The sequence below is a fragment of the Brevibacillus antibioticus genome (genome assembly GCF_005217615.1).
Taxonomy (GTDB): Bacteria; Bacillota; Bacilli; order Brevibacillales; family Brevibacillaceae; genus Brevibacillus; species Brevibacillus antibioticus.
Window position 1 is genome coordinate 2,575,797 of record NZ_SZNK01000001.1, and the last position, 18,488, is coordinate 2,594,284.

Sequence of the window (18,488 nt, forward strand, 5' to 3'; positions counted from 1 at the left end):
CATTACTCTACCATTTGTAAATTTTCTGAAATCATTAAAGGTGCCCCGGTATTCGTGATGACATTTTCCAAGGTGAACGGGTACATGACCTCTGTCAAAAGCAAGCCTCTTTGCGTAACCTCGATTACGGCCCTCTCGGTGATGATGAGATCGACGCAGCCCTTCGCCGTCAGCGGCAATGTGCACTCCCTGCGAATTTTGGGCTCGCCTGCCTGATTGACATGGCTCATGAGCACGATCACTTTCTTGGCGTAATAGGCCAGCTCCGCTCCTCCACCAATACCATGAACACGTGAGCCAGGAACAATCCAGTTTGCCAGGTCTCCTCGGCGATTCACCTGCAAAGCCCCGATAAACGCTGCATCCAGCTTTCTTCTTCGGATCATGCCATATGCTATGGTACTGTCGAAATACGAAGCCCCCGGTACAACGGTAACAGGTGCTCCACCTGCGTTGGAAATATGCTGATCCTCTTCTCCCTTTAACGGCGTAGGTCCGACTCCCAAGATCCCATTCACCGAGTGAAACATGACTTGCCATTCATGCGGGATAAAATCAGCGACGAGCTCAGGTATCCCGATCCCCAAGTTCACTGCCATTCCGGGAGCGACCTCTTTGGCCGCACGCCACGCAACCATATTTCGCTGATCCATTTCCAACCCCATTAGCTGTTCCCTCCGCCACGAACCACGATATAATCCACAAAAATGCCAGGCGTCACGATTTTATCCGGGTCCAGCTCTCCTGCCGGAACGATCTCCTCCACCTCAGCGATCGTGATATCTGCGGCCATCGCTACTAGCGGATTCAGATTTCTTGCCGCCTTGTCATAAATGAGATTTCCGTAAGTATCCGCCTGTTTCGCATAGACGATTCCTACCTCCGCGGTAAGGGCGGCTTCAATCTGACAAGTTCTTTCGGCAAAAATAAAAGGCTCTGCTCCTTCCATTCGCTCTCCTCTCACATGCGCGTCTACAACGATTCCCGGAATGCCAACACCTCCTGCCCGAATTTTTTCTGCGAAAATTCCTTGTGGATAAAATGTCACTTCCAGCATTCCGTCCATCATTTGTTGACCTGCTTCGGGATTGGAGCCAATGTGTGTGGTTATCAGCCGCCTCACCCGTCCATGACTGATCAGCTTTCCGATTCCGATTTCCGGATACCCCGCATCAATTCCGATGAGTGTCAAGCTTTGCACGCCTTTGTGCAAGATCGCATCAATCAAGTGTGCCGGGGAGCCAATCGTGCCGAATCCGCCATACATCAGCCGGGTGCCATCTAGAACATGCTCCACTGCTTGTTCGTGCGTCACCAGTTTTGATAACATCGCATGCATTTCCTTATCTCTTATTCTTGGGTAAATCGCTTACGTCCAATTATGTATTAGCAACTTTTGTGCCAAGCCTTAAAACGGCAAGAAAACACAACCAAGCTAAAAGCCTTCCTTTCTCGATGAGTCGAAATAGACTCACTTTCGAATCAAAAAGCAGGAAAAGTCTAACTTTTCTATCGAATCGATATCGACTCAATTATTTTTAATTTCGATTCACTATACAACGATCAATTTGATCTTGTACAATCAGTTGAAAAACCGGGGAGCTACTCAACATGGAAAAAGCTGCGGAGATACTAGCATTGTCTTCTGTTGATCGTTTTATTGACATCCTGAACACGCTGGCAGATGGCATATTCATTGCTGATGCACAGGGAACGACTTTATGGTTAAACAACGCCAGTGAAAACCTGTGTGGTCTTCCAAAAGCCGAACTCATCGGGCAAAACGTATCCGCCCTTGAAGAAATGGGGATTTTTAGCCCTTCAGTCACCCGCTTGGTTTTGGAAACGGGAAAACCGACCACAACCATTCAACTCGTCAATAATAAGGGGAAATTTCTGGTGACTGGACATATTATCCCAGATGAGGATGGGAGACCAGAGCTGATCGTTTCCCACTCTCGCGATATCACGGAGGCAGCCCGTGCCAGTTCACAACTGGAAGAAACGGTCTCTTTGCTAAAGCGGTATAGCGAAGAGATTCAGCTCATGAAATGGGAGGCGAGCCAGAGCTCCTCCCAAACCTTGATTGGCAACAGCCGCTCCTATCTCGCTCTGCTAGAATTAATGAAAAAAGCAGCCCCTGTCGACACGACCGTGTTTATTACAGGAGAAACTGGTGTAGGAAAAAGCTATCTTGCGGAACAAATCCACCAGTTGAGCGAACGAAGAAGCGGGCCTTTCGTCCACGTCAACTGTAGCGCTATTCCTGAAACCTTGATCGAGTCAGAGCTGTTCGGCTACCACAAAGGGGCATTTACGGGGGCGAGTCACTCGGGGAAAATCGGATTAGTGAAAATGGCGGACAAAGGGACGCTTTTCTTGGATGAAATCAGCGAGCTTCCCTACCACTTGCAATCGAAATTATTGCTGCTTTTGCAAAACAAAACGTTTATGCCGATCGGCGGCACTAAAACATACACAGCTGACATCCGCATCATAACGGCAACGAATGCCAATCTTCAGGAGCTCGTGCGGTTGGGCAAATTCAGACACGACCTATACTATCGCCTTAATATTTTGCCAATCAATGTTCCGCCATTACGGGAGAGAAAGGATGATATTTTCCCTTTACTCCACCACAATTTGCAGCGATTCAATAGCAAGCATAACCAGAAACGGCGTTTTTCCCCGGAAGCGCTGGATGTTTTACATCAATACGAATGGCCTGGGAATGTGCGGGAGTTGGAAAATTTAGTAGAGCGGATCGTTATTACGTCCAAGCTGGATGAAATCCAAGTCAGTGATTTGCCAGAGGAACTGCGGAGTATTCGTGAGCTGGAGGAAGGGATTCTTTCACTCGGTTCTCTTTCTCTTACAGAGCGGATGGAGAAAATTGAGATGGAATTTATTCTGCAAGCATTGCGCACGCATAAAACGACTCGCAAAACAGCAGCAGCCCTCGGTATAACTCAATCGCTACTTATGCGGCGGATTAAAAAGTATGGGATACAGCTGGAATCTGAGGACGAGTGATTGAAAAAAGCTGAGTCAACATGGTGGAGGAGAAGAAAAAGCGCAGTTCTCTTCGACTCTGACACACCAGCAAGGGGATTGACTGTCCGTCTCCCCTTAAAAAAGGGGACCGTCGAGCCAAAGCCACCCTACGGGCGGATGTTTCTCAAAGAAGAAGTGTTCGACAAGCGTGGTCCCCTTTTTTAAGTTCCGACTGGGTAGGCGTTGTCAAGGTCTGCGAGTCCTGCGCTTTTTCTTCTCACCAGCTGTGTTTGTTCATCGATACCTATTTAAGAGAGAGAACAGTTCCGGACATTTTTGACATAAAAAGGAGCGCTACTACCTCGCAGCGCTCCTTTTTTCTTCTATTACTCCTCAATCTTCTTTGCTTTTTTGCCAAACCACGTATTGGCAACCAGCTCGACTACTTGCTTCGGCAAGGATTGTGGTGCTTGTATTTCGGTTCCAGCCTTGTCCACTGTGCGGTAAAGCAAAGCTTTGTCATCTGCTGGGTCAGACATAGTTTGGAGTGTCCATTCGCCGATTTGTCCGGCGTTTGTCCACTCCTCGATCATTAGCTGATACTCTCCTGGCGCCAGTTCGATGTAATCCTCGTCAGTTACATCCACAATCGCATATCCATCGTGCTCGATTTCAGCATCGTATGTATTTCCGTTCGCCGCTTCGTACAGAGCGAGCTCTTCTGGGTTATTCAAGTTTTCTGTAAGATGAGTAAAATCCGCAATCGTGACCTTGATACGCTTTTTCATAGGTACCCCTCCCGTGTTCAACACATCATTTCACACTCTACCACAACATGGTCAGGCCTGCCAATTGTCTATGAGCAGACGAACATGTTTGATTTCTTCGCTATGGCCCCCTTCTGAGCCTCTCGCCGTTTCCAGGACGATAGGAAGTCCTTGCAATTCGGGTGTTTGCAAAAAAGCGGCAATGGCTGCATCACCGATCATTCCTTTTCCGATGGAGGCATGCCGGTCTCGAAAGGAACCACTCGGATAAACGGAATCGTTCAGATGAACGGCACGCAAGCTCGTAAAATAATCGAGCGCTCGCATCCGATCGGCTACTTCCCCCCAATCATTCCCTTTCCACAATCCGCTGGCAAATGCATGACACGTATCGAGGCAAAAGCCTACCTTCTGTGGCTCAGCAAACAATTGTCGAACCTGCGTAAGCTCTTCGAGTGTCGTGCCCATGCGGTTGCCTTGTCCGGCATTGTTTTCGATTAACAACTGGGCTTTTCCATTCCAGCCATCCAGTATTTGATTGACCATCTGAATCATGATTTTGTAACCGGTAAGTACATCCTCGCTTTTATACTGGCCAAAGTGAACGACCACGCCCAACGCTCCACAAGCTTCGGCAATTTCAAGGTCATTTCGTACCGAGCCCACTGTGACTGCGAATAGTTCCTGCTCCTCGACGCAAAGGTTCACCGGGTATGGCGTATGAGCAATCGACAGCATGCCGTTTTGCTGACAAAAAGCGCGACACCGCTCTGCATCCCGGGCATCGAATTGCTTAACACCTAGGCTTCGCGGGTTTTTCGGAAAAAATTGAAAGGATAACGCTCCTTCTCTGAATGCAGTCCTTGCCGCCTCCTCGTACCCATGACGAATACTGACATGACAGCCGATTTGCAAGGTAATCCCTCCCCTCACTCATTTCCTACCATTTTTCCCTCTGTCCCCTCTTCTCAATCGAGTGCTTGCGCTTTCCTGTCAGATCGAATACAATAAAACCAAACCGAACGTTCAGTCTAGAATAAGGAGCTTTTAAAAAATGTCAAAGCGTCGTCTCGATGGGGAGAAAACCAAACAACATATCGTAGAGAAAGCCACCGAGTTATTTTCTCAGAAAGGCTATTCAGCCACTTCCATTGAGGACATTTGCCAAGCAACTGGAGCGAGTAAGGGCAGCCTCTATTACCACTTCAAAAACAAGGAGCAGTTGTTCCTGTATTTGCTTGAAAAGCAGTACAGCGAATGGGTAGATCTGTGGCAGGAAAAAGAAAAAGAATTCGAGACATCCATCGATAAACTGTACGGCTTAGCTACTTTTTTCTTGGAGGATTTTTTGTCCCACCCTCTAAAAAAAGCAGGTGAAGAGTTCTCCGGTAGCCAGCTCGCTGATCCAGTCATTTTAGAACAAGTGCTGGAAATGCTCGGCTCCACATATACCCTCTATACCTCACTTTTCCAAGAAGGAATCGACCGAGGCGAGTTCGCCCCATGCGATCCTGAGGAGATGGCGATGATACTAGAAGGGCTCATGAACGGAATCATTAACGTAGGCTATCAAATGGAAGACGAGCGTCTTCATGCTCTGCTGAAGAGGAGCATTGACGTTTTGCTGCATGGCATTATTGCCAAGTAGCATTTTTTTCAACCTTTATTAGACCGGACGTTCGGTATAACTTTTTTCGGGAGTGATATGACCTATGAAAGGTCTTTGGGGAAACAAAGTTTTTCTCACCGTCTTTATCACGGATACATTAGAAAATATCGGGATATGGATTCGTAACATGGCCTTGCTCTACTATGTGATGGAGACGAGCGGCAACAATCCGACTGCCGTATCGCTCTTGACCGCTATCGAACTGGCGCCGATCTTGGTTTTTTCGATTATTGGTGGGGCATTGGCTGATCGCTGGAATCCGAAGCGAACGATGATAGCCGGGAACCTGTTAAGCGCCCTCTCTGTTTTGGTCATCGTGTATTTGCTCTGGCAAGGGATGTGGATCGCTGTATTCTTTGCGACATTTATCTCAGCTATCTTGTCGCAGTTCTCCCAGCCTTCTTCTGCCAAGATGATGAAACGCCATATTCCTGATGAGCAAGTTGCAGCTGCTGTGTCTATTTCACAAAGTACGGGTTCTATTTTTCTACTGGTTGGTCCGATCGTTGGTACCTTCTTCTTTGAACATTGGGGCATCTACCCTTCCCTGTTAACGATGGCTGGTCTCTTCTTCGTCTCGGCACTGATCCTATTGACACTCCCTGCCTCAACTGCCAGTGCAACAGAGGGAGACGGAACTCTCCTTTCTGAGATTAAAGCAGGCTTTGCCTATGTAAAAGAGCGACCAGCCTTACGTGGGCTTGCCGTTACCTTTTCGTGTCTGGGACTATCCTCGGGTCTTATCAATTCCCTGGAGGTATTTGTTATCACGGATCGTCTATTACTCTCCAAGGAAGCCATTCAATGGTTTACCGCGTTAGACGGATTGGGTATGCTATTGGGCGGTATTTTGGCTTCCATTTATCTGGATCGCCTGAATGGTCGTTGGGTCATTACAGGTGGATTGATATTCTTCGCTCTTTCCGTCGCCGTAGAAGTTCTCTCTGTTTGGGTATACGTCACCGCAGCGATGCGCTTTTTCACCGGAATTGGGATGGCATTTTTACAGATCGTGATCGGTATGTTCATGATCAAGCTCGTGGATGAAGCGTATATCGGACGAGTGAATGGAACGATTTCACCGCTCATGGTCGGACTCATGATGATCGGTTCCTTTACAGCAGGTCCGCTCATGCAGATGACTTCGTTGATTACGGTATTTCTGATCGCATCTGTCATCCTTCTACTCGCTGCATGGGGATGTACACGAATCAAGTGGGATTCGGTAGAAGCCACACAAGATGGAGCTAACCATCTTCTCGAACACAAGCAAGCGCAAACTCTATCGTAAGAGAATGCGCCCAAGCAAAAAAGCTGTCCACCAAGCGGACAGCTTTTTCTAGCAAAATGCTATGTTTTCACAATGAGGAGTGGTGTTTTCGTACGATGAATCGTTTTAAATGTAACACTGCCAAGCAATGTACCTGCAACTGCACCTTGTCCATGATGACCGAGCACAACCAGTCCAGCGCCGATTTCTTCAGCCGTCTGGCGGATCACTGTAGCTGGATCTCCAACCACGACCATGCTTTCAAAAGGAATCGATGCATCTTCAAGCATCTCCTCGCAAGGTTTTAGTGTTTCACGTCCCCAACCTTCGAGTGTATTCATGTTATCCCAGCCTACGCCATATACACCTGCGTATGTGACTGGCGGGATGACAACGGACAGAAGTGTATACGATACATCCGGTAGGTGTTGCCCCATCTCGATGGCTTTTTTCGTAGCTTCCATCGAATGATCGGAACCATCTACGGCAATGAGTACTTTATTCCAAGGGAAGCGGCTCTCGTCTGTCTCCTCTGCAATAAGGAAGACCGGAACTTTGACCTCGTGGAGTGTCGGATAGCTGACGCTCTGCAACAGGAAGCCTGTAATGCGGCCGTAGCCATGGGTTCCCATTACGATGGCAGCATAGTCATTCGCAGCGTGCTTCGCAATGACTTCATGCGGCTCTCCGAACTCAATTTCCAATTCATACGTGATACCGGCTTCTTCTACGATCGACAGGAATTTCTTCAGATCTTCTCTTGCTTCATCCAATTGATAATCTTCTACGACATCTCTTCCCAACCTTCTGACAACGTTGCGTGAAGGGAAAGGCGAGATGGCATGAAGCAATGTGATATCATGCTTATTTTTGGCGTAGGCCAGCGCGAAGCGGACCGCCTGAATGGACTGCGCTGAGAAATCGACAGGGACTAGAATACGGGACATAATGACACGTCCTTCCTCTTTTTCATCTGGCAAATGCGGTGTTGCTCTATGTATCCATCTGCCTTGTGTCCATTGTAGCCCTCTGGCTCCTACGTGTATGTAGGGGGTTTCCCTGATCTTGGTAGGGATATTCCCTGATAGGGAGTCCTAACCTTTCCATGCCCTAGTCCATGACAGCTGTGATAAAAATAGTTGGCTTTTCACTCAAGTCAATGTCCATAATTTCATGATCATCCACCATCCGCCGATTCGCCTGTTGGTCTCTTCGAATGACCCGAATGACTGGACGCGAAGGCAAGCCTCTATTTTGGTCAATGATCACACCGATCTCTCCTGTCGACAGCTTCAGCGAGGTTCCTGTGGGGTACATGGCAATCGAGCGCAAAAAGTGAATGACCATTTTATGATCAAAGCGTTTCTCCGCGAGCCCCATGACTTTTTCGCAAGCCTCATACGCTGGCAACGTCTCTTCTTCCGCTGAAAAAGGCGAGATGAGATTATCATAGTAGTTACAAATCGCAACAATCTTGGCGAAATCATGAATCTCATCGCCAGTCAGTCCTCTTGGCTCCCCACTACCATCCACCCATTCATGATGCTGCAAAGGAACGTGTGCGGACACAATGCTCATCTCATGTTTTTTTCGCAACAGATCAAAGCCCAGCCAGGTATGATGATTGGTCTTGCTGTTCTTTTTGTAGGCTGGGGCTTCCTTGTCAACTGACAGCTTTCCAATGTCATGCAAGAGGGCTCCGATAGCCAGCTCTTTTAATTGAGCCGCATTATAACCTAATCCTACGCCCATTACTGTTGCCATCATGCACACATTCAAGGAATGAATGTACATAGCGTTGTCGGTCGTGCGAATCTCTCCCAAATTCAACAGCACGCGACGATTTCTCAAGGTTTCGTCGATAATACTTCCCACTGATTTTTGAATACCGCGAACATCAAAATTTTTTCCAGACTGCACACACGAAATCGCTTGCGACAGATTGCGGATGGCGTCCTTCCGAGTGGTCTCCGTGACGACCTCCTGCTCTTTCACTTCATCGAGGAACGGGTCTTTGATGCTTAACATCGTGACGCCGAACCGACGCAATTTATTAATCATTCCGACAGTCAGCTGGACACCTGCATGCAAGAGCGTCAAGCCCTCACTTGTATAAATGCTTCGAGCCAAAACGTCTCCTGGCTCTACTAGGTCTACGTTCACATATTTCATGGGGTCTTTCCTCCTGATTCCATCCTCCCCTGATGCTTCTTCCCTATCTTTACTTTGGAAAAACCTGTTTTGCATGATTTTGCCGAAAAAACATCCGCTGGACAGACGTTTTCTCATTTTTCAGCTGTTCCTGCCAAGAGCAAGCCATGTACAAAGCCTAGAAAATTGAGTACGAGCATCCTCGTAGCCTTGTTTGTAATAATGCTCCAGCTTTTCCTCTTGACGTTCAAAACCTCGTAGAAAGGTCCCTACTGGTGGTGCGATGACAAACGCTCTGCCTTCCTTCTGCATCTCTTTGACATGCTCCATAGCCTCGTAATAGATGCGAAAATGACGAATGAATGCTTGGCACAAACGTGTACTTCTGGAAAAAAGACGCTCGGCACGCGAAAGCTGCCGCATCCATTCCCTTGGCGGACAAGAAGAAGTAAGCACAATAATATGCTTTTGATTGCCATCCAGCATGGACTTCATGAAAGGAACCGGATGCACGATGCCCCCATCCCATAGCTTACGTCCGTTAAACGTAACCTTGGGTGATAGAAACGGAAGACTACACGACGCCCGAATCACATGGAAAATATCCTCACAGTCGTCTTTCGTATAGTAAACGGCTTCCCCTGTCGCGCAATCCGTTGTGACGACGACAAACTGTTCCTTCGCTTCGCGAAACCGATTAAAGGCGAACGGCTCCAGCTTGTTAGGCATCTCATTGAAAATAAAATCCATGCCAAACAGCGACCGCTTCGTGATCAAATTTTTGTAGTGAAAGTATCGGGGATCGCGAATGTATTTCGTATGATAAATCTTGCCCAATCCGCGCTGCCTTGCCAAGTATGCCGCTCCATTACACGCACCCGCTGACACAGCAACCACATACGGGATGTATAGCTCCTGCTCCATGAAGTAATCCAAAACGCCTGCGGTGTAAATCCCACGGCTACCCCCTCCCTGCAAAACGAGCCCGACCTTATCCATACCAATCACCCATTTTGATGTCATTTACCCGTAGTATGAATGATTGCATTATGAAACATGCAGGGCCGAATCGTGCCAATCAAAAAACGACCCTCAAACGGGGTCGCCACTCAAACGTCTTTTTTCATCATGCTGTACTCATCACGGACCATCGTTACGTTTTCCCCTTGCTGTGTCAACTCCAGCTTATAGAGGATATCGGCAAGCACCGCTGCATAGATCAAGGTTAACTCCCCGGTATTAACCGGCTCACGAAAGTAGCTTCCGATCATTTCATAGCCTTTTCGCTTATAGGATTCGGTATCTTCCTCTTCCAGTGCTTCACATAGCTCTCCAATCAGATCATCCAATGCCAGCCTTGCACGCTCATAGACATCTGGCTGGCCATGTGATAAAGCGTCTGACTCTTTCGTTGTACCCACTGCCCCTCCTCCTTCTACTCCTAGAGTGGGGCACGCAGAGAGGCTTTATGCAGATTCTTGTTCCGTTTTCTTCGCAGGTGGAACTCGGATTCCCGTCAACGCCTGAAACAGTACGCGCTGATACTTCATCTCGGCATCCGGATCAGGCCGATCCAGTAGTGTCCCAAGGACTGCGCCTAAAAAGCCGAGTGGTATAGAGACCAATCCAGGATTCGTCAGTGGAAATAGTGGCTCCGCCCGAATAAGTCCGGTGAGGGGATGCATAACAGTCGGTCCTAAAATGACAAGGACTACTGATGCCGCTAACCCTGTCAGGACGCCACAAATCGCTCCTCGCACGGTAAACTGCTTCCAATACAACGTAAATAACAGCAGAGGCAAATTGGATGATGCTGCTACCGCAAACGTCAGCGCAACGAGAATCGCCACGTTCATTTTTTCTGCACCGATAGCCAGCCAAATGGAGATCACGCCCACCGCTACTGACGCAAGCTTTGCCATGGTGACCTGTTCTTTTTCCGAAGCTACCCCTCGTCTGATCAGATGACTGTAGACATCATGTGCGAACGCAGAAGAGGCAGAGAGCACGAGTCCTGTCACGACAGCCAATATCGTCGCGAAAGCAACGGCAGCGATATACGCCATCAAAAACTCTCCACCGAGAGCATCCGCCAAGAGTGTGACAGTCAGATTCCCCCCGAAGCCCACATTTTTCAATGCCTCGTAGCCTACAAACGTGCTCGCACCGAATCCGAGAAAGATCGTCATCAAATAAAAGGCACCGATGACCCACGTAGCGGTGTAAATCGAATTACGAGTCGTCTTTGCGTCCTTGACTGTAAACAACCGGGAGATAATATGGGGGAGTCCAGCAGTACCGAGAATCAAAGCCAAATGCAGGGAGATCGTTTCCAGCGGATCATGAAGTTGATTACCCGGTTGCAAGAACTGTTCCTGAAGAGGTGTAATCGTACTCACATGTGAAAACATTTCGGAGAAGCTCCAATCAAAACGGGCGAACACGATCAGACTTAGGATCAATGTCCCTGTCAGGAGCAAAATCGCTTTAATTATCTGAACCCACGAGGTCGCCACCATCCCGCCGAACACGACGTAAAATGTCATCAGGCTCCCGACAATCAGGACAGCCGTATCGTAACGAATTCCCAATAAATAATGAATGAGGGCACCTGCGCCAACTAATTGCGCCAGCATGTAAAAAATCGTAATTAAGAGAGTCGTACAGGCAACAACGCCACGCAGCCAAAGACTGTCAAACCTGACGGCAATCGCGTCTGCCAGCGTATAGCGCCCCAAATTATGCAACGGCTCCGCAACTAAAAACAAAATAATCAGATAAGAAACAAAAAAGCCTATCGCATACACGAACCCGTCAAAGCCGTACATCGCAATCGTTCCCGCAATCCCCAAAAACGAGGCAGCACTCATGTAGTCGCCTGCAATGGCAATGCCATTTTGTAACCCGTTCAAGCGATTTCCTGCTGCATAGAAGTCTTTCGTCGTCCCCGTCTGTTTGGCAGCCGAATAAGTAATGGCCATTGTTCCGATAATGACGGCAAGGAAAAAGATGATCGTCGTCACGGACAAGACTTCTCCCTTCTTGCAAAAAATGAAAAAAAGACCGGGGTTAATCCCAGCCTTGTCTTCGTGGCATGAGCTTCCTACGCTTACTGTTTCTACGCTGAATCTTTCATTCCTGTATTCGCTTTCACCAAAATTTCATTGTACTTCTTATCATCACGGGCGCTGGACAACAAGGTTCCGATCCATGCGGCCAAAAACCCTAACGGGATCGAGACAATGCCCGGATTCGGCAACGGGAACAGCGCTTCGCCGACCAAAATGGCTTTTCCAGCCACAGGATTCCAAACGTTCGGACTCAACGCAACCAGAATGAGAGAGCTGAACAGACCCACGACCATCCCACTGATTGCTCCTGCTGTATTGAATCTTTTCCAGAAGATCGTGAACAAAATCACCGGTAGATTTGCACTCGCTGCTACTGCGAAAGCCAGCGCAACAAGGAAAGCCACGTTCAAATTTTGTGCAAACAAGGCAAGCAGGATAGAGACAACCGCGACTCCGACTGACGCCCATTTGGCCATCTTCATTTGTTCCTTTTCTGTTGCTTTTCCTTGGCGTAATACGTGTCCGTAAAAGTCGTGCGCAAACGCAGAAGCTGCTGTCAGCACCAGTCCTGCCACTACCGCAAGAATGGTAGCGAAGGCAACCGCCGATACGAAGGCGAATAAGAAATTACCTCCTAGTGCTTGCGCAAGCAATGGAGCTCCCATGTTACCTGCGGGGTCCATCTTCCCCGCTCCTACAAACGCTGCCGCACCGAAGCCGAGGAAGATCGTCATGACATAGAAGGCACCAATGATCCACGTCGCATACACAACCGATTTGCGAGCTGTCGTAGCATCTTTTACAGTGAAGAAACGAATCAAAATATGCGGCAACCCTGCTGTTCCGAGCACAAGCGCGAGATTTAGTGAAAGGGTATCGAGCCCCACTTTAAACTTGTTGCCAGGATTGAGGAATTGCTCTCCCAAGGGTGTCACTGTCTTCATTTGCTCGAACATTTTCAAGAGATTAAAATCGAATTTGGCAAAAACCATCATAGAGATGATGAACGTACCGATCATCAACAAAACTGCTTTGACGATCTGCACCCACGAGGTTGCCGTCATCCCGCCGAAGACGACGTAGACCGTCATCAATGCCCCTACGATCAAAACAGAGGTCGTGTAATCCAGCCCCAAGAGCAGCTTGATCAAGGCGCCTGCTCCGACCAATTGCGCGATCATGTAAAAAATCGAAATGGCAATCGAATTGAGAGCGGCGACACCACGAACCTTTTTATTGTCAAAACGCGCAGCTATCATATCAGCCATCGTGTATTTTCCTAAATTACGCAAAGGCTCTGCTACCAAGTAGAGCACAACGAGATACGCGACAAGAAAGCCGATACTATAGAAGAAACCATCAAATCCACTCAACGCAATCATCCCGGCAATCCCTAGAAAGGAAGCAGCGGACATGTAATCTCCCGCAATTGCGAGGCCGTTTTGCCAACCCGTCAAGCCCCCTCCGGCGGTATAAAACTCACTCGTGGTGTTCGTCTTTTTCGATGCGTAAAAGGTGATGACAAGCGTCAAAAGAACAATGACGAGAAAGAGTAAAAATGCAGTAACGTTCATTAGCCCCTTCCACCTGCCTCTTGTTTGATTTTCTCAACGAGTTGATCAAACTGCTTTGCCCGTCTGGTGTACAGAATACAGAGACCCCATGTCATGACGAACTGAGCAAAGGCAAATACCCATGCCCACGAAATGGCTCCAAACGCTGGTTGATTCAATACGGTGAAGTAGGAGGTTAAAATCGGAAGGGTAAAGTAAAACACGAAGAAAAAAATAGAAGATGGCAAAATAAACGCTCTTTTTCTTCTCAAGAGCTCCTTGAAAGTGGCTGACTGAATCACTGCTGCATAATCAACTTCGTCCTTCTTCTGATCCTCGGCTTTTTTTGCCGAAGCGGATTTGCCCATGGGAACCTCCCCCTTATCTACAGAAATGTAAGCGCTTCCTATATTGTAGAGAAACCTTTTCTAACCGTGTATTTTTCTGCGTAAGATGTCGGGTATAGTGTGTCAGTGGCAGATTTTTAGCCACGATCTGCAAACAGACTTACTCCTCGAGACGTTTGAGCAAATCCTTGGCGGAGGTCCGAGATACCGGAATACGCGGTCTTCCTTCTCCCTTCAAAATCAGATTGTAAGCACCGTTGAACCATGGTTCGAGCTCGCTTACATATTGAAGATTGACCAAATAGCTCTTGTGGGTACGGAAAAAGTCGTATGCGAGAAGCTTTTCCGCCAGTTGTGTCAGGGTCATCCGCGTCGAGTAGGTTGTCGTTTGGGTGACGATTTGCACATATCGCTCCTCCCGCACTGCATATACAATCGTCGCTGGATCAATAACCACTAATCTGCTATTGTCTTCTACCAACAGCTTCGTTCGTTTTGTCTGGACAGGCTCTGCTTTTGGCTTGACCAGACGCTCGCGTATCCGTTGCATCGTTTCTACCAACCGCTTTGGCTCCGTAGGCTTCAACAAATAATCGACGGCGTACAGCTTAAACGCATCGATGGCAAATTCCTCATACGCGGTACAAAAAACGATGAGGGGATGTTGCTTGCGTGAAGCGAGCATTCTTGCTGCCTGCGCTCCTTCCAGCTCAGGCATTTTCATATCGAGGAAGACGACATCCGGATCGTGCACATCGACCATTTCCAACAGCTCCCGCCCGTTAGTAGCATAGGGCAGCAGTTCTACGTCTCCTTCTTGTAGCAATAAATAGCTCAGTTCTTCGCGTGCGAGTCGCTCGTCTTCTGCAATCATGACGCGTATTGGCATCAGGCACTCACCTCTGTTGTCATTGGAATGGTAAAGGTAATCGTACTGCCGCCTTCTTGTTTATTGGCAAAATGAAGTTGGGCATCTTGTCCGCACAAGCTGATCAGACGTTGGTTGACATTATGGATGCCAATCCCGTTGCCCTCCTTACTCTCCATTGGCACCTTTCCCAGAACGGGCAGTAAGTTGTCGGGAAAGCCTTGGCCATTATCTTCGATTTGAAAAACAACATGCACATCCTGCTGTTTCACATGGAGGATGATCTCACCGCCGTTCGTGATGTCTCGAACACCATGCTGAATGCAATTCTCAAATAACGGCTGCAACGTACCAGGAGGAATAAGGGCTTCCTCTACCCCCGCATCAATGATGGTGCGAACGGCGAATTGCTCGGAAAATCTGATTTTGATAATTTCCAAATAAGCATGCAGGTGATCCAACTCCTGTCTCACAGTGACAAGCGGACTCGCTGTGAGCTTCAGGTTGAATCGCATGAACACGCCAAGCTGAATGGTCATATGCCGGGCTAGCTGCGGATCAATTCGTATCAAGGTCACAATGGAATTCAATGTGTTGAACAAAAAGTGAGGATGAATTTGTGCCTGTAGCATCCGCAGCTCTGCATCCTTCATTAACCCTTTCATTTGTTCCGTGAGAGATAGGGTCAATTGATTGGAGATCAGGTTGCCAAGCCCTTTTGCTAGTGCTTCTTGGACTCTTCCTATTTGTTGCGGCCTCCGATAATAGAGTTTGATCAGACCGACGACGCTGTCCCCCTCTTTAATCGGCACAAGAATCGCTGCATGCAGGTTGCAATTTTGGCGCTTGCACCCGACGCTCTCTCGCGTAAATCCCTTATCGATTCCGCCGCTATGCAGCACCCGCTTATCGAGCTCACTATTGAGGGCTTCTCCCGGATGATGATGATCTGCCCCCACTCCAACGTGCGCAAGAAGCCGTTCTCGATCGGTTACCGCAACGGCTGCTGCTTTCGTTTCTTTTTGTAAGACGAGGGCTGCTGACTGAGCCGTTTGCGGGGTAAGCCCCCTTTTCAGGTGTGGCAAAATTCTTTCCGCTATCGTAAAGGAACGCTCTGCCTCAATGGCAGCGGAACGTTCTGCCTCTTGCAAGGCAACCCGTATCATTGTCGTAAAAATCGCAATCGAAACACTGTTCGTCAGCACCATCGGAATTCCAATCACGTTGACCATCGTTCGCGCCAGCTCGGGCGGGGCTGCCATGATCAATAAAAGCGACATCTGAATAATCGGTGCGAACATGCCGATGAACATGGCTTTGGACGGAGAAATAACCCTCTCCTGTGAGAAAAAACGCGCTACGTATCCTGCCAGCAACCCCGTGATCGGGATCGACAAGCCCATCGGTGCTGCGGCGAATCCTCCCAATTGAAAGACATGAAGTCCAGCAATGACACCTGCCCCCAGGCCAACGAGAGGCCCTCCGAGCAAACCTCCAATGACGACCCCTACCAAAGTAGAATTGGCGATAATTTCGTCATCCGACAAACGAAATATCCAAAACGCGGGGAGATAGCTCTCTCCTTGCACAACCACTCCTGCATATGTACCTGCAATCCCAAACAATCCGAACATGACGGAAAATGCGATTGACGTCCCTACGTGCAACTCGCGGTCTAAAAGCTGGCGAAACAACGATGTCCTTGTCAAAATAAATGCCAGCGTCAAAAGAATGCCCATTCTTTCAATGAGCAATAACGTGAGATTGTCCACCGTAGCCTCCATTCGTTTAAATCTTCTATAAATTCCGCACATTACCCTCAATTCCCTGCTGGACAGACAACCTCGCTAGGCTGATTGCATACGCTGTGTGTGCAATGCTTCAGGAGAAGGGTGATCATACCATGTGTGGAATTGTTGGATGGATTGATTGGGAAAAGGACTTATCTGGTGAACGTAATGTGCTGCAAAAAATGACCCAATGCCTCAAGGATCGAGGCCCTGATGCAGAAGGCTTTTGGCTGACTCCTCGTGCGGCCCTCGGTCATCGTCGACTTGTGGTCGTAGACCCTGCTGGCGGACAGCAGCCTATGTCGGCGCTCAAAAACGAACATGCCTGCACCATGATTTACAATGGTGAATTGTATAATACCGAGGATTTGCGAGCAGAACTGCTTGCTTGCGGACATACTTTTCAATCTCATTCGGATACAGAGGTGCTTTTGCACACGTATTTGGAGTGGGGCCCAGATTGTCTGCCAAAGCTAAACGGCATCTTTGCTTTTGCGATCTGGGACGAACGCGAACAAAGATTGTTTGTTGGCCGTGACCGCATGGGGGTTAAGCCACTGTTTTATGCGCAAAGAGGCAGTTCCTTTCTGCTCGCCTCCGAGCTAAAAGCCTTGCTTGCTCACCCCCAAGTCAAGCCAGAGCTCTCTCGTGAAGGCTTGGCGGAGGTGTTCGGAATCAGTCCCGCTCGTACGCCCGGCCATGGAGTTTTTCACAACGTACACGAGGTTCGGCCCGGTTCCTATCTGTTGGTGACGCGTGATAGCATCAAGCAAAAGCGCTATTGGCAGCTCGAAAGCCACCCACATACCGATGACCTGGAGACGACTGCGGAACGTGTGAGGGAGTTAGTCACGGATTCGATTGAACGCCAATTGGTAGCGGATGTGCCAGTTTCGACTCTCTTGTCAGGGGGGTTAGACTCGAGCATTATTACAGCTATCGCAGCAGATCATTTTCAAAAAACTGGCCGTGGAACCCTGCACAGTTACTCCATCGATTACGTGGACAACCGAAAACATTTCAAGGCGAGTGCTTTTCAACCGAATGAGGATGAACCTTATGTGCAACTCGTTACAAAGTTTCTCGGAACCCAGCACCACACAATTGAATTCGACACGGACGATTTGATCGAATCCTTGAAAACAGCGACTCTCGCCCGCGACTTGCCGGGGATGGCTGATGTAGATGCGTCCCTTTACCTGTTTTGCCGTGAAATAAAAAAAGAGACGACGGTCGTCCTCTCTGGAGAATGTGCAGATGAAGTATTTGGGGGGTATCCGTGGTTTCATCGCGAGGAACTGCTAAATGCCGGAACATTCCCTTGGTCAAGAGCAACGAAAGAACGTGCCTCCTGGCTTTCACCTGATCTTCGTGATTGGGTCAAACCCGAGGAATATGTAGCCATGCGATATGAGGAATCTCTCGATGAAGTCCCACATCTTCCAGGCGAAGATCCGATTGAAGCTCGCCGACGGGAAATGTTTTATTTGAATATAACGTGGTTCATGAACACGCTGTTGGATCGCAAAGACCGAATGAGTATGGCGGCCAGTCTAGAAGCCCGCGTCCCGTTCTGTGACCACCGGATCGTGGAATACGTCTGGAACATCCCATGGGATATGAAGACGTACGGGAATCGGGAAAAAGGAATTTTGCGAAAAGCCATGGAAGGAATATTGCCTGATGAAGTTCTGTATCGCAAGAAAAGCCCGTACCCGAAAACACATAATCCCGCCTATACGGAAGCCGTTCGCTCTTGGCTGCTGGATATCGTAAACGACTCCTCCTCTCCACTGCTTCAACTGGTAGATGTTCCCTCGATTCGAAAAATTGCGGAGTCTGATGCCCAGGCTTCGAGTATTCCGTTTTTCGGTCAGCTCATGAGTACCCCCCAGTTGTTCGCCTATCTCGGCCAGCTCGATTATTGGCTGCGGGAGTACCGTGTTTCTATTCGCGCCTAAATACCAAAAGCTCCTCGCCCCTTATGCTTCGGGGGAATAGAGGAGCT

The 18,488-nt window shown here is 48.6% G+C and carries 17 protein-coding genes; 4 read left to right on the plus strand and 13 right to left on the minus strand.

Features of this window, described 5'->3' with window-relative positions:
• Nucleotides 1-2 precede the first annotated feature (2 nt).
• Together E8L90_RS11850 and E8L90_RS11855 are read right to left on the minus strand one after the other, a co-directional pair.
• Entirely contained in the window at nucleotides 3-665 is a 663-nt protein-coding gene (locus E8L90_RS11850; protein ID WP_137029577.1) for a 3-oxoacid CoA-transferase subunit B, read from the minus strand.
• Nucleotides 665-1,330, minus strand: coding sequence for a CoA transferase subunit A (locus E8L90_RS11855; protein ID WP_137029578.1), 666 nt, complete (start codon nucleotides 1,328-1,330; stop codon nucleotides 665-667). The genes E8L90_RS11850 and E8L90_RS11855 overlap by 1 nt, the downstream gene beginning before the upstream one ends.
• A gap of 281 nt (nucleotides 1,331-1,611) precedes the next feature.
• Here E8L90_RS11855 and E8L90_RS11860 point away from each other — a divergent pair, with 281 nt between their 5' ends.
• Nucleotides 1,612-3,033 (plus strand): sigma-54 interaction domain-containing protein, encoded by a 1,422-nt coding sequence (locus tag E8L90_RS11860; RefSeq protein ID WP_137029579.1) that lies wholly within the window; start codon nucleotides 1,612-1,614, stop codon nucleotides 3,031-3,033.
• A gap of 347 nt (nucleotides 3,034-3,380) precedes the next feature.
• Here the strand turns inward: E8L90_RS11860 and E8L90_RS11865 are convergent, their stop codons facing one another.
• Together E8L90_RS11865 and E8L90_RS11870 are read right to left on the minus strand one after the other, a co-directional pair.
• Nucleotides 3,381-3,782, minus strand: a complete 402-nt coding sequence (locus E8L90_RS11865) for a hypothetical protein (protein WP_017247868.1) — start codon at nucleotides 3,780-3,782, stop codon at nucleotides 3,381-3,383.
• A gap of 51 nt (nucleotides 3,783-3,833) precedes the next feature.
• Nucleotides 3,834-4,676 carry a deoxyribonuclease IV gene (locus tag E8L90_RS11870; RefSeq protein WP_137029580.1) on the minus strand — a complete coding sequence of 281 codons (843 nt, stop codon included), beginning with the start codon at nucleotides 4,674-4,676 and terminating at the stop codon, nucleotides 3,834-3,836.
• A 139-nt stretch (nucleotides 4,677-4,815) separates the two neighbouring features.
• Between E8L90_RS11870 and E8L90_RS11875 the strand changes: the two genes are divergently transcribed.
• Complete coding sequence (locus E8L90_RS11875) at nucleotides 4,816-5,409, plus strand: TetR/AcrR family transcriptional regulator (protein ID WP_137029581.1); 594 nt, start codon at nucleotides 4,816-4,818, stop codon at nucleotides 5,407-5,409.
• Nucleotides 5,410-5,473: 64 nt separating this feature from the next.
• On the plus strand, nucleotides 5,474-6,721 hold the full coding sequence (locus E8L90_RS11880; RefSeq protein ID WP_137029582.1) for an MFS transporter: 1,248 nt from the start codon (nucleotides 5,474-5,476) through the stop codon (nucleotides 6,719-6,721).
• Between the two features lie 59 nt (nucleotides 6,722-6,780).
• Here E8L90_RS11880 and E8L90_RS11885 read toward each other — a convergent pair whose 3' ends face one another.
• From E8L90_RS11885 to E8L90_RS11925, 9 genes are all read right to left on the minus strand, one after another.
• A complete protein-coding gene (locus E8L90_RS11885) occupies nucleotides 6,781-7,647 on the minus strand; it encodes a universal stress protein (protein ID WP_137033403.1) in 867 nt (288 codons plus the stop codon).
• A 163-nt stretch (nucleotides 7,648-7,810) separates the two neighbouring features.
• Nucleotides 7,811-8,872, minus strand: coding sequence for an HD-GYP domain-containing protein (locus E8L90_RS11890; RefSeq protein ID WP_137029583.1), 1,062 nt, complete (start codon nucleotides 8,870-8,872; stop codon nucleotides 7,811-7,813).
• 120 nt (nucleotides 8,873-8,992) lie between these two features.
• Entirely contained in the window at nucleotides 8,993-9,850 is an 858-nt protein-coding gene (locus E8L90_RS11895) for a patatin-like phospholipase family protein (protein WP_137033405.1), read from the minus strand.
• A 110-nt stretch (nucleotides 9,851-9,960) separates the two neighbouring features.
• Entirely contained in the window at nucleotides 9,961-10,272 is a 312-nt protein-coding gene (locus E8L90_RS11900) for a hypothetical protein (RefSeq protein WP_137029584.1), read from the minus strand.
• A gap of 45 nt (nucleotides 10,273-10,317) precedes the next feature.
• Nucleotides 10,318-11,880, minus strand: coding sequence for a solute symporter family protein (locus E8L90_RS11905; RefSeq protein WP_425267105.1), 1,563 nt, complete (start codon nucleotides 11,878-11,880; stop codon nucleotides 10,318-10,320).
• A gap of 89 nt (nucleotides 11,881-11,969) precedes the next feature.
• Nucleotides 11,970-13,496: a solute symporter family protein gene (locus tag E8L90_RS11910; protein ID WP_137029586.1), complete on the minus strand. Its 1,527-nt coding sequence runs from the start codon at nucleotides 13,494-13,496 to the stop codon at nucleotides 11,970-11,972.
• Complete coding sequence (locus E8L90_RS11915) at nucleotides 13,496-13,843, minus strand: DUF485 domain-containing protein (protein WP_137029587.1); 348 nt, start codon at nucleotides 13,841-13,843, stop codon at nucleotides 13,496-13,498. Before E8L90_RS11915 ends, E8L90_RS11910 begins: the two co-directional genes overlap by 1 nt.
• Nucleotides 13,844-13,982: 139 nt before the next feature.
• Nucleotides 13,983-14,711 (minus strand): LytR/AlgR family response regulator transcription factor, encoded by a 729-nt coding sequence (locus E8L90_RS11920; protein ID WP_137029588.1) that lies wholly within the window; start codon nucleotides 14,709-14,711, stop codon nucleotides 13,983-13,985.
• Nucleotides 14,711-16,462 (minus strand): LytS/YhcK type 5TM receptor domain-containing protein, encoded by a 1,752-nt coding sequence (locus E8L90_RS11925; RefSeq protein WP_137029589.1) that lies wholly within the window; start codon nucleotides 16,460-16,462, stop codon nucleotides 14,711-14,713. Before E8L90_RS11925 ends, E8L90_RS11920 begins: the two co-directional genes overlap by 1 nt.
• Nucleotides 16,463-16,593: 131 nt before the next feature.
• Between E8L90_RS11925 and asnB the strand changes: the two genes are divergently transcribed.
• Entirely contained in the window at nucleotides 16,594-18,441 is a 1,848-nt protein-coding gene (gene asnB / locus E8L90_RS11930; RefSeq protein WP_137033407.1) for an asparagine synthase (glutamine-hydrolyzing), read from the plus strand.
• The last annotated feature ends 47 nt before the right edge of the window (nucleotides 18,442-18,488 follow it).

What these genes read in the sequence shown, in the direction of transcription:
- E8L90_RS11920 (WP_137029588.1), bottom strand. Translation starts at nt 14,711, where the DNA reads ATGCCAATACGCGTCATGATTGCAGAAGACGAGCGACTCGCACGCGAA.
- E8L90_RS11875 (WP_137029581.1), top strand. Translation starts at nt 4,816, where the DNA reads ATGTCAAAGCGTCGTCTCGATGGGGAGAAAACCAAACAACATATCGTA.
- E8L90_RS11850 (WP_137029577.1), bottom strand. Translation starts at nt 665, where the DNA reads ATGGGGTTGGAAATGGATCAGCGAAATATGGTTGCGTGGCGTGCGGCC.
- E8L90_RS11885 (WP_137033403.1), bottom strand. Translation starts at nt 7,647, where the DNA reads ATGTCCCGTATTCTAGTCCCTGTCGATTTCTCAGCGCAGTCCATTCAG.
- E8L90_RS11890 (WP_137029583.1), bottom strand. Translation starts at nt 8,872, where the DNA reads ATGAAATATGTGAACGTAGACCTAGTAGAGCCAGGAGACGTTTTGGCT.
- E8L90_RS11880 (WP_137029582.1), top strand. Translation starts at nt 5,474, where the DNA reads ATGAAAGGTCTTTGGGGAAACAAAGTTTTTCTCACCGTCTTTATCACG.
- E8L90_RS11895 (WP_137033405.1), bottom strand. Translation starts at nt 9,850, where the DNA reads ATGGATAAGGTCGGGCTCGTTTTGCAGGGAGGGGGTAGCCGTGGGATT.
- E8L90_RS11860 (WP_137029579.1), top strand. Translation starts at nt 1,612, where the DNA reads ATGGAAAAAGCTGCGGAGATACTAGCATTGTCTTCTGTTGATCGTTTT.
- E8L90_RS11865 (WP_017247868.1), bottom strand. Translation starts at nt 3,782, where the DNA reads ATGAAAAAGCGTATCAAGGTCACGATTGCGGATTTTACTCATCTTACA.
- E8L90_RS11855 (WP_137029578.1), bottom strand. Translation starts at nt 1,330, where the DNA reads ATGTTATCAAAACTGGTGACGCACGAACAAGCAGTGGAGCATGTTCTA.
- E8L90_RS11910 (WP_137029586.1), bottom strand. Translation starts at nt 13,496, where the DNA reads ATGAACGTTACTGCATTTTTACTCTTTCTCGTCATTGTTCTTTTGACG.
- E8L90_RS11915 (WP_137029587.1), bottom strand. Translation starts at nt 13,843, where the DNA reads ATGGGCAAATCCGCTTCGGCAAAAAAAGCCGAGGATCAGAAGAAGGAC.
- asnB (WP_137033407.1), top strand. Translation starts at nt 16,594, where the DNA reads ATGTGTGGAATTGTTGGATGGATTGATTGGGAAAAGGACTTATCTGGT.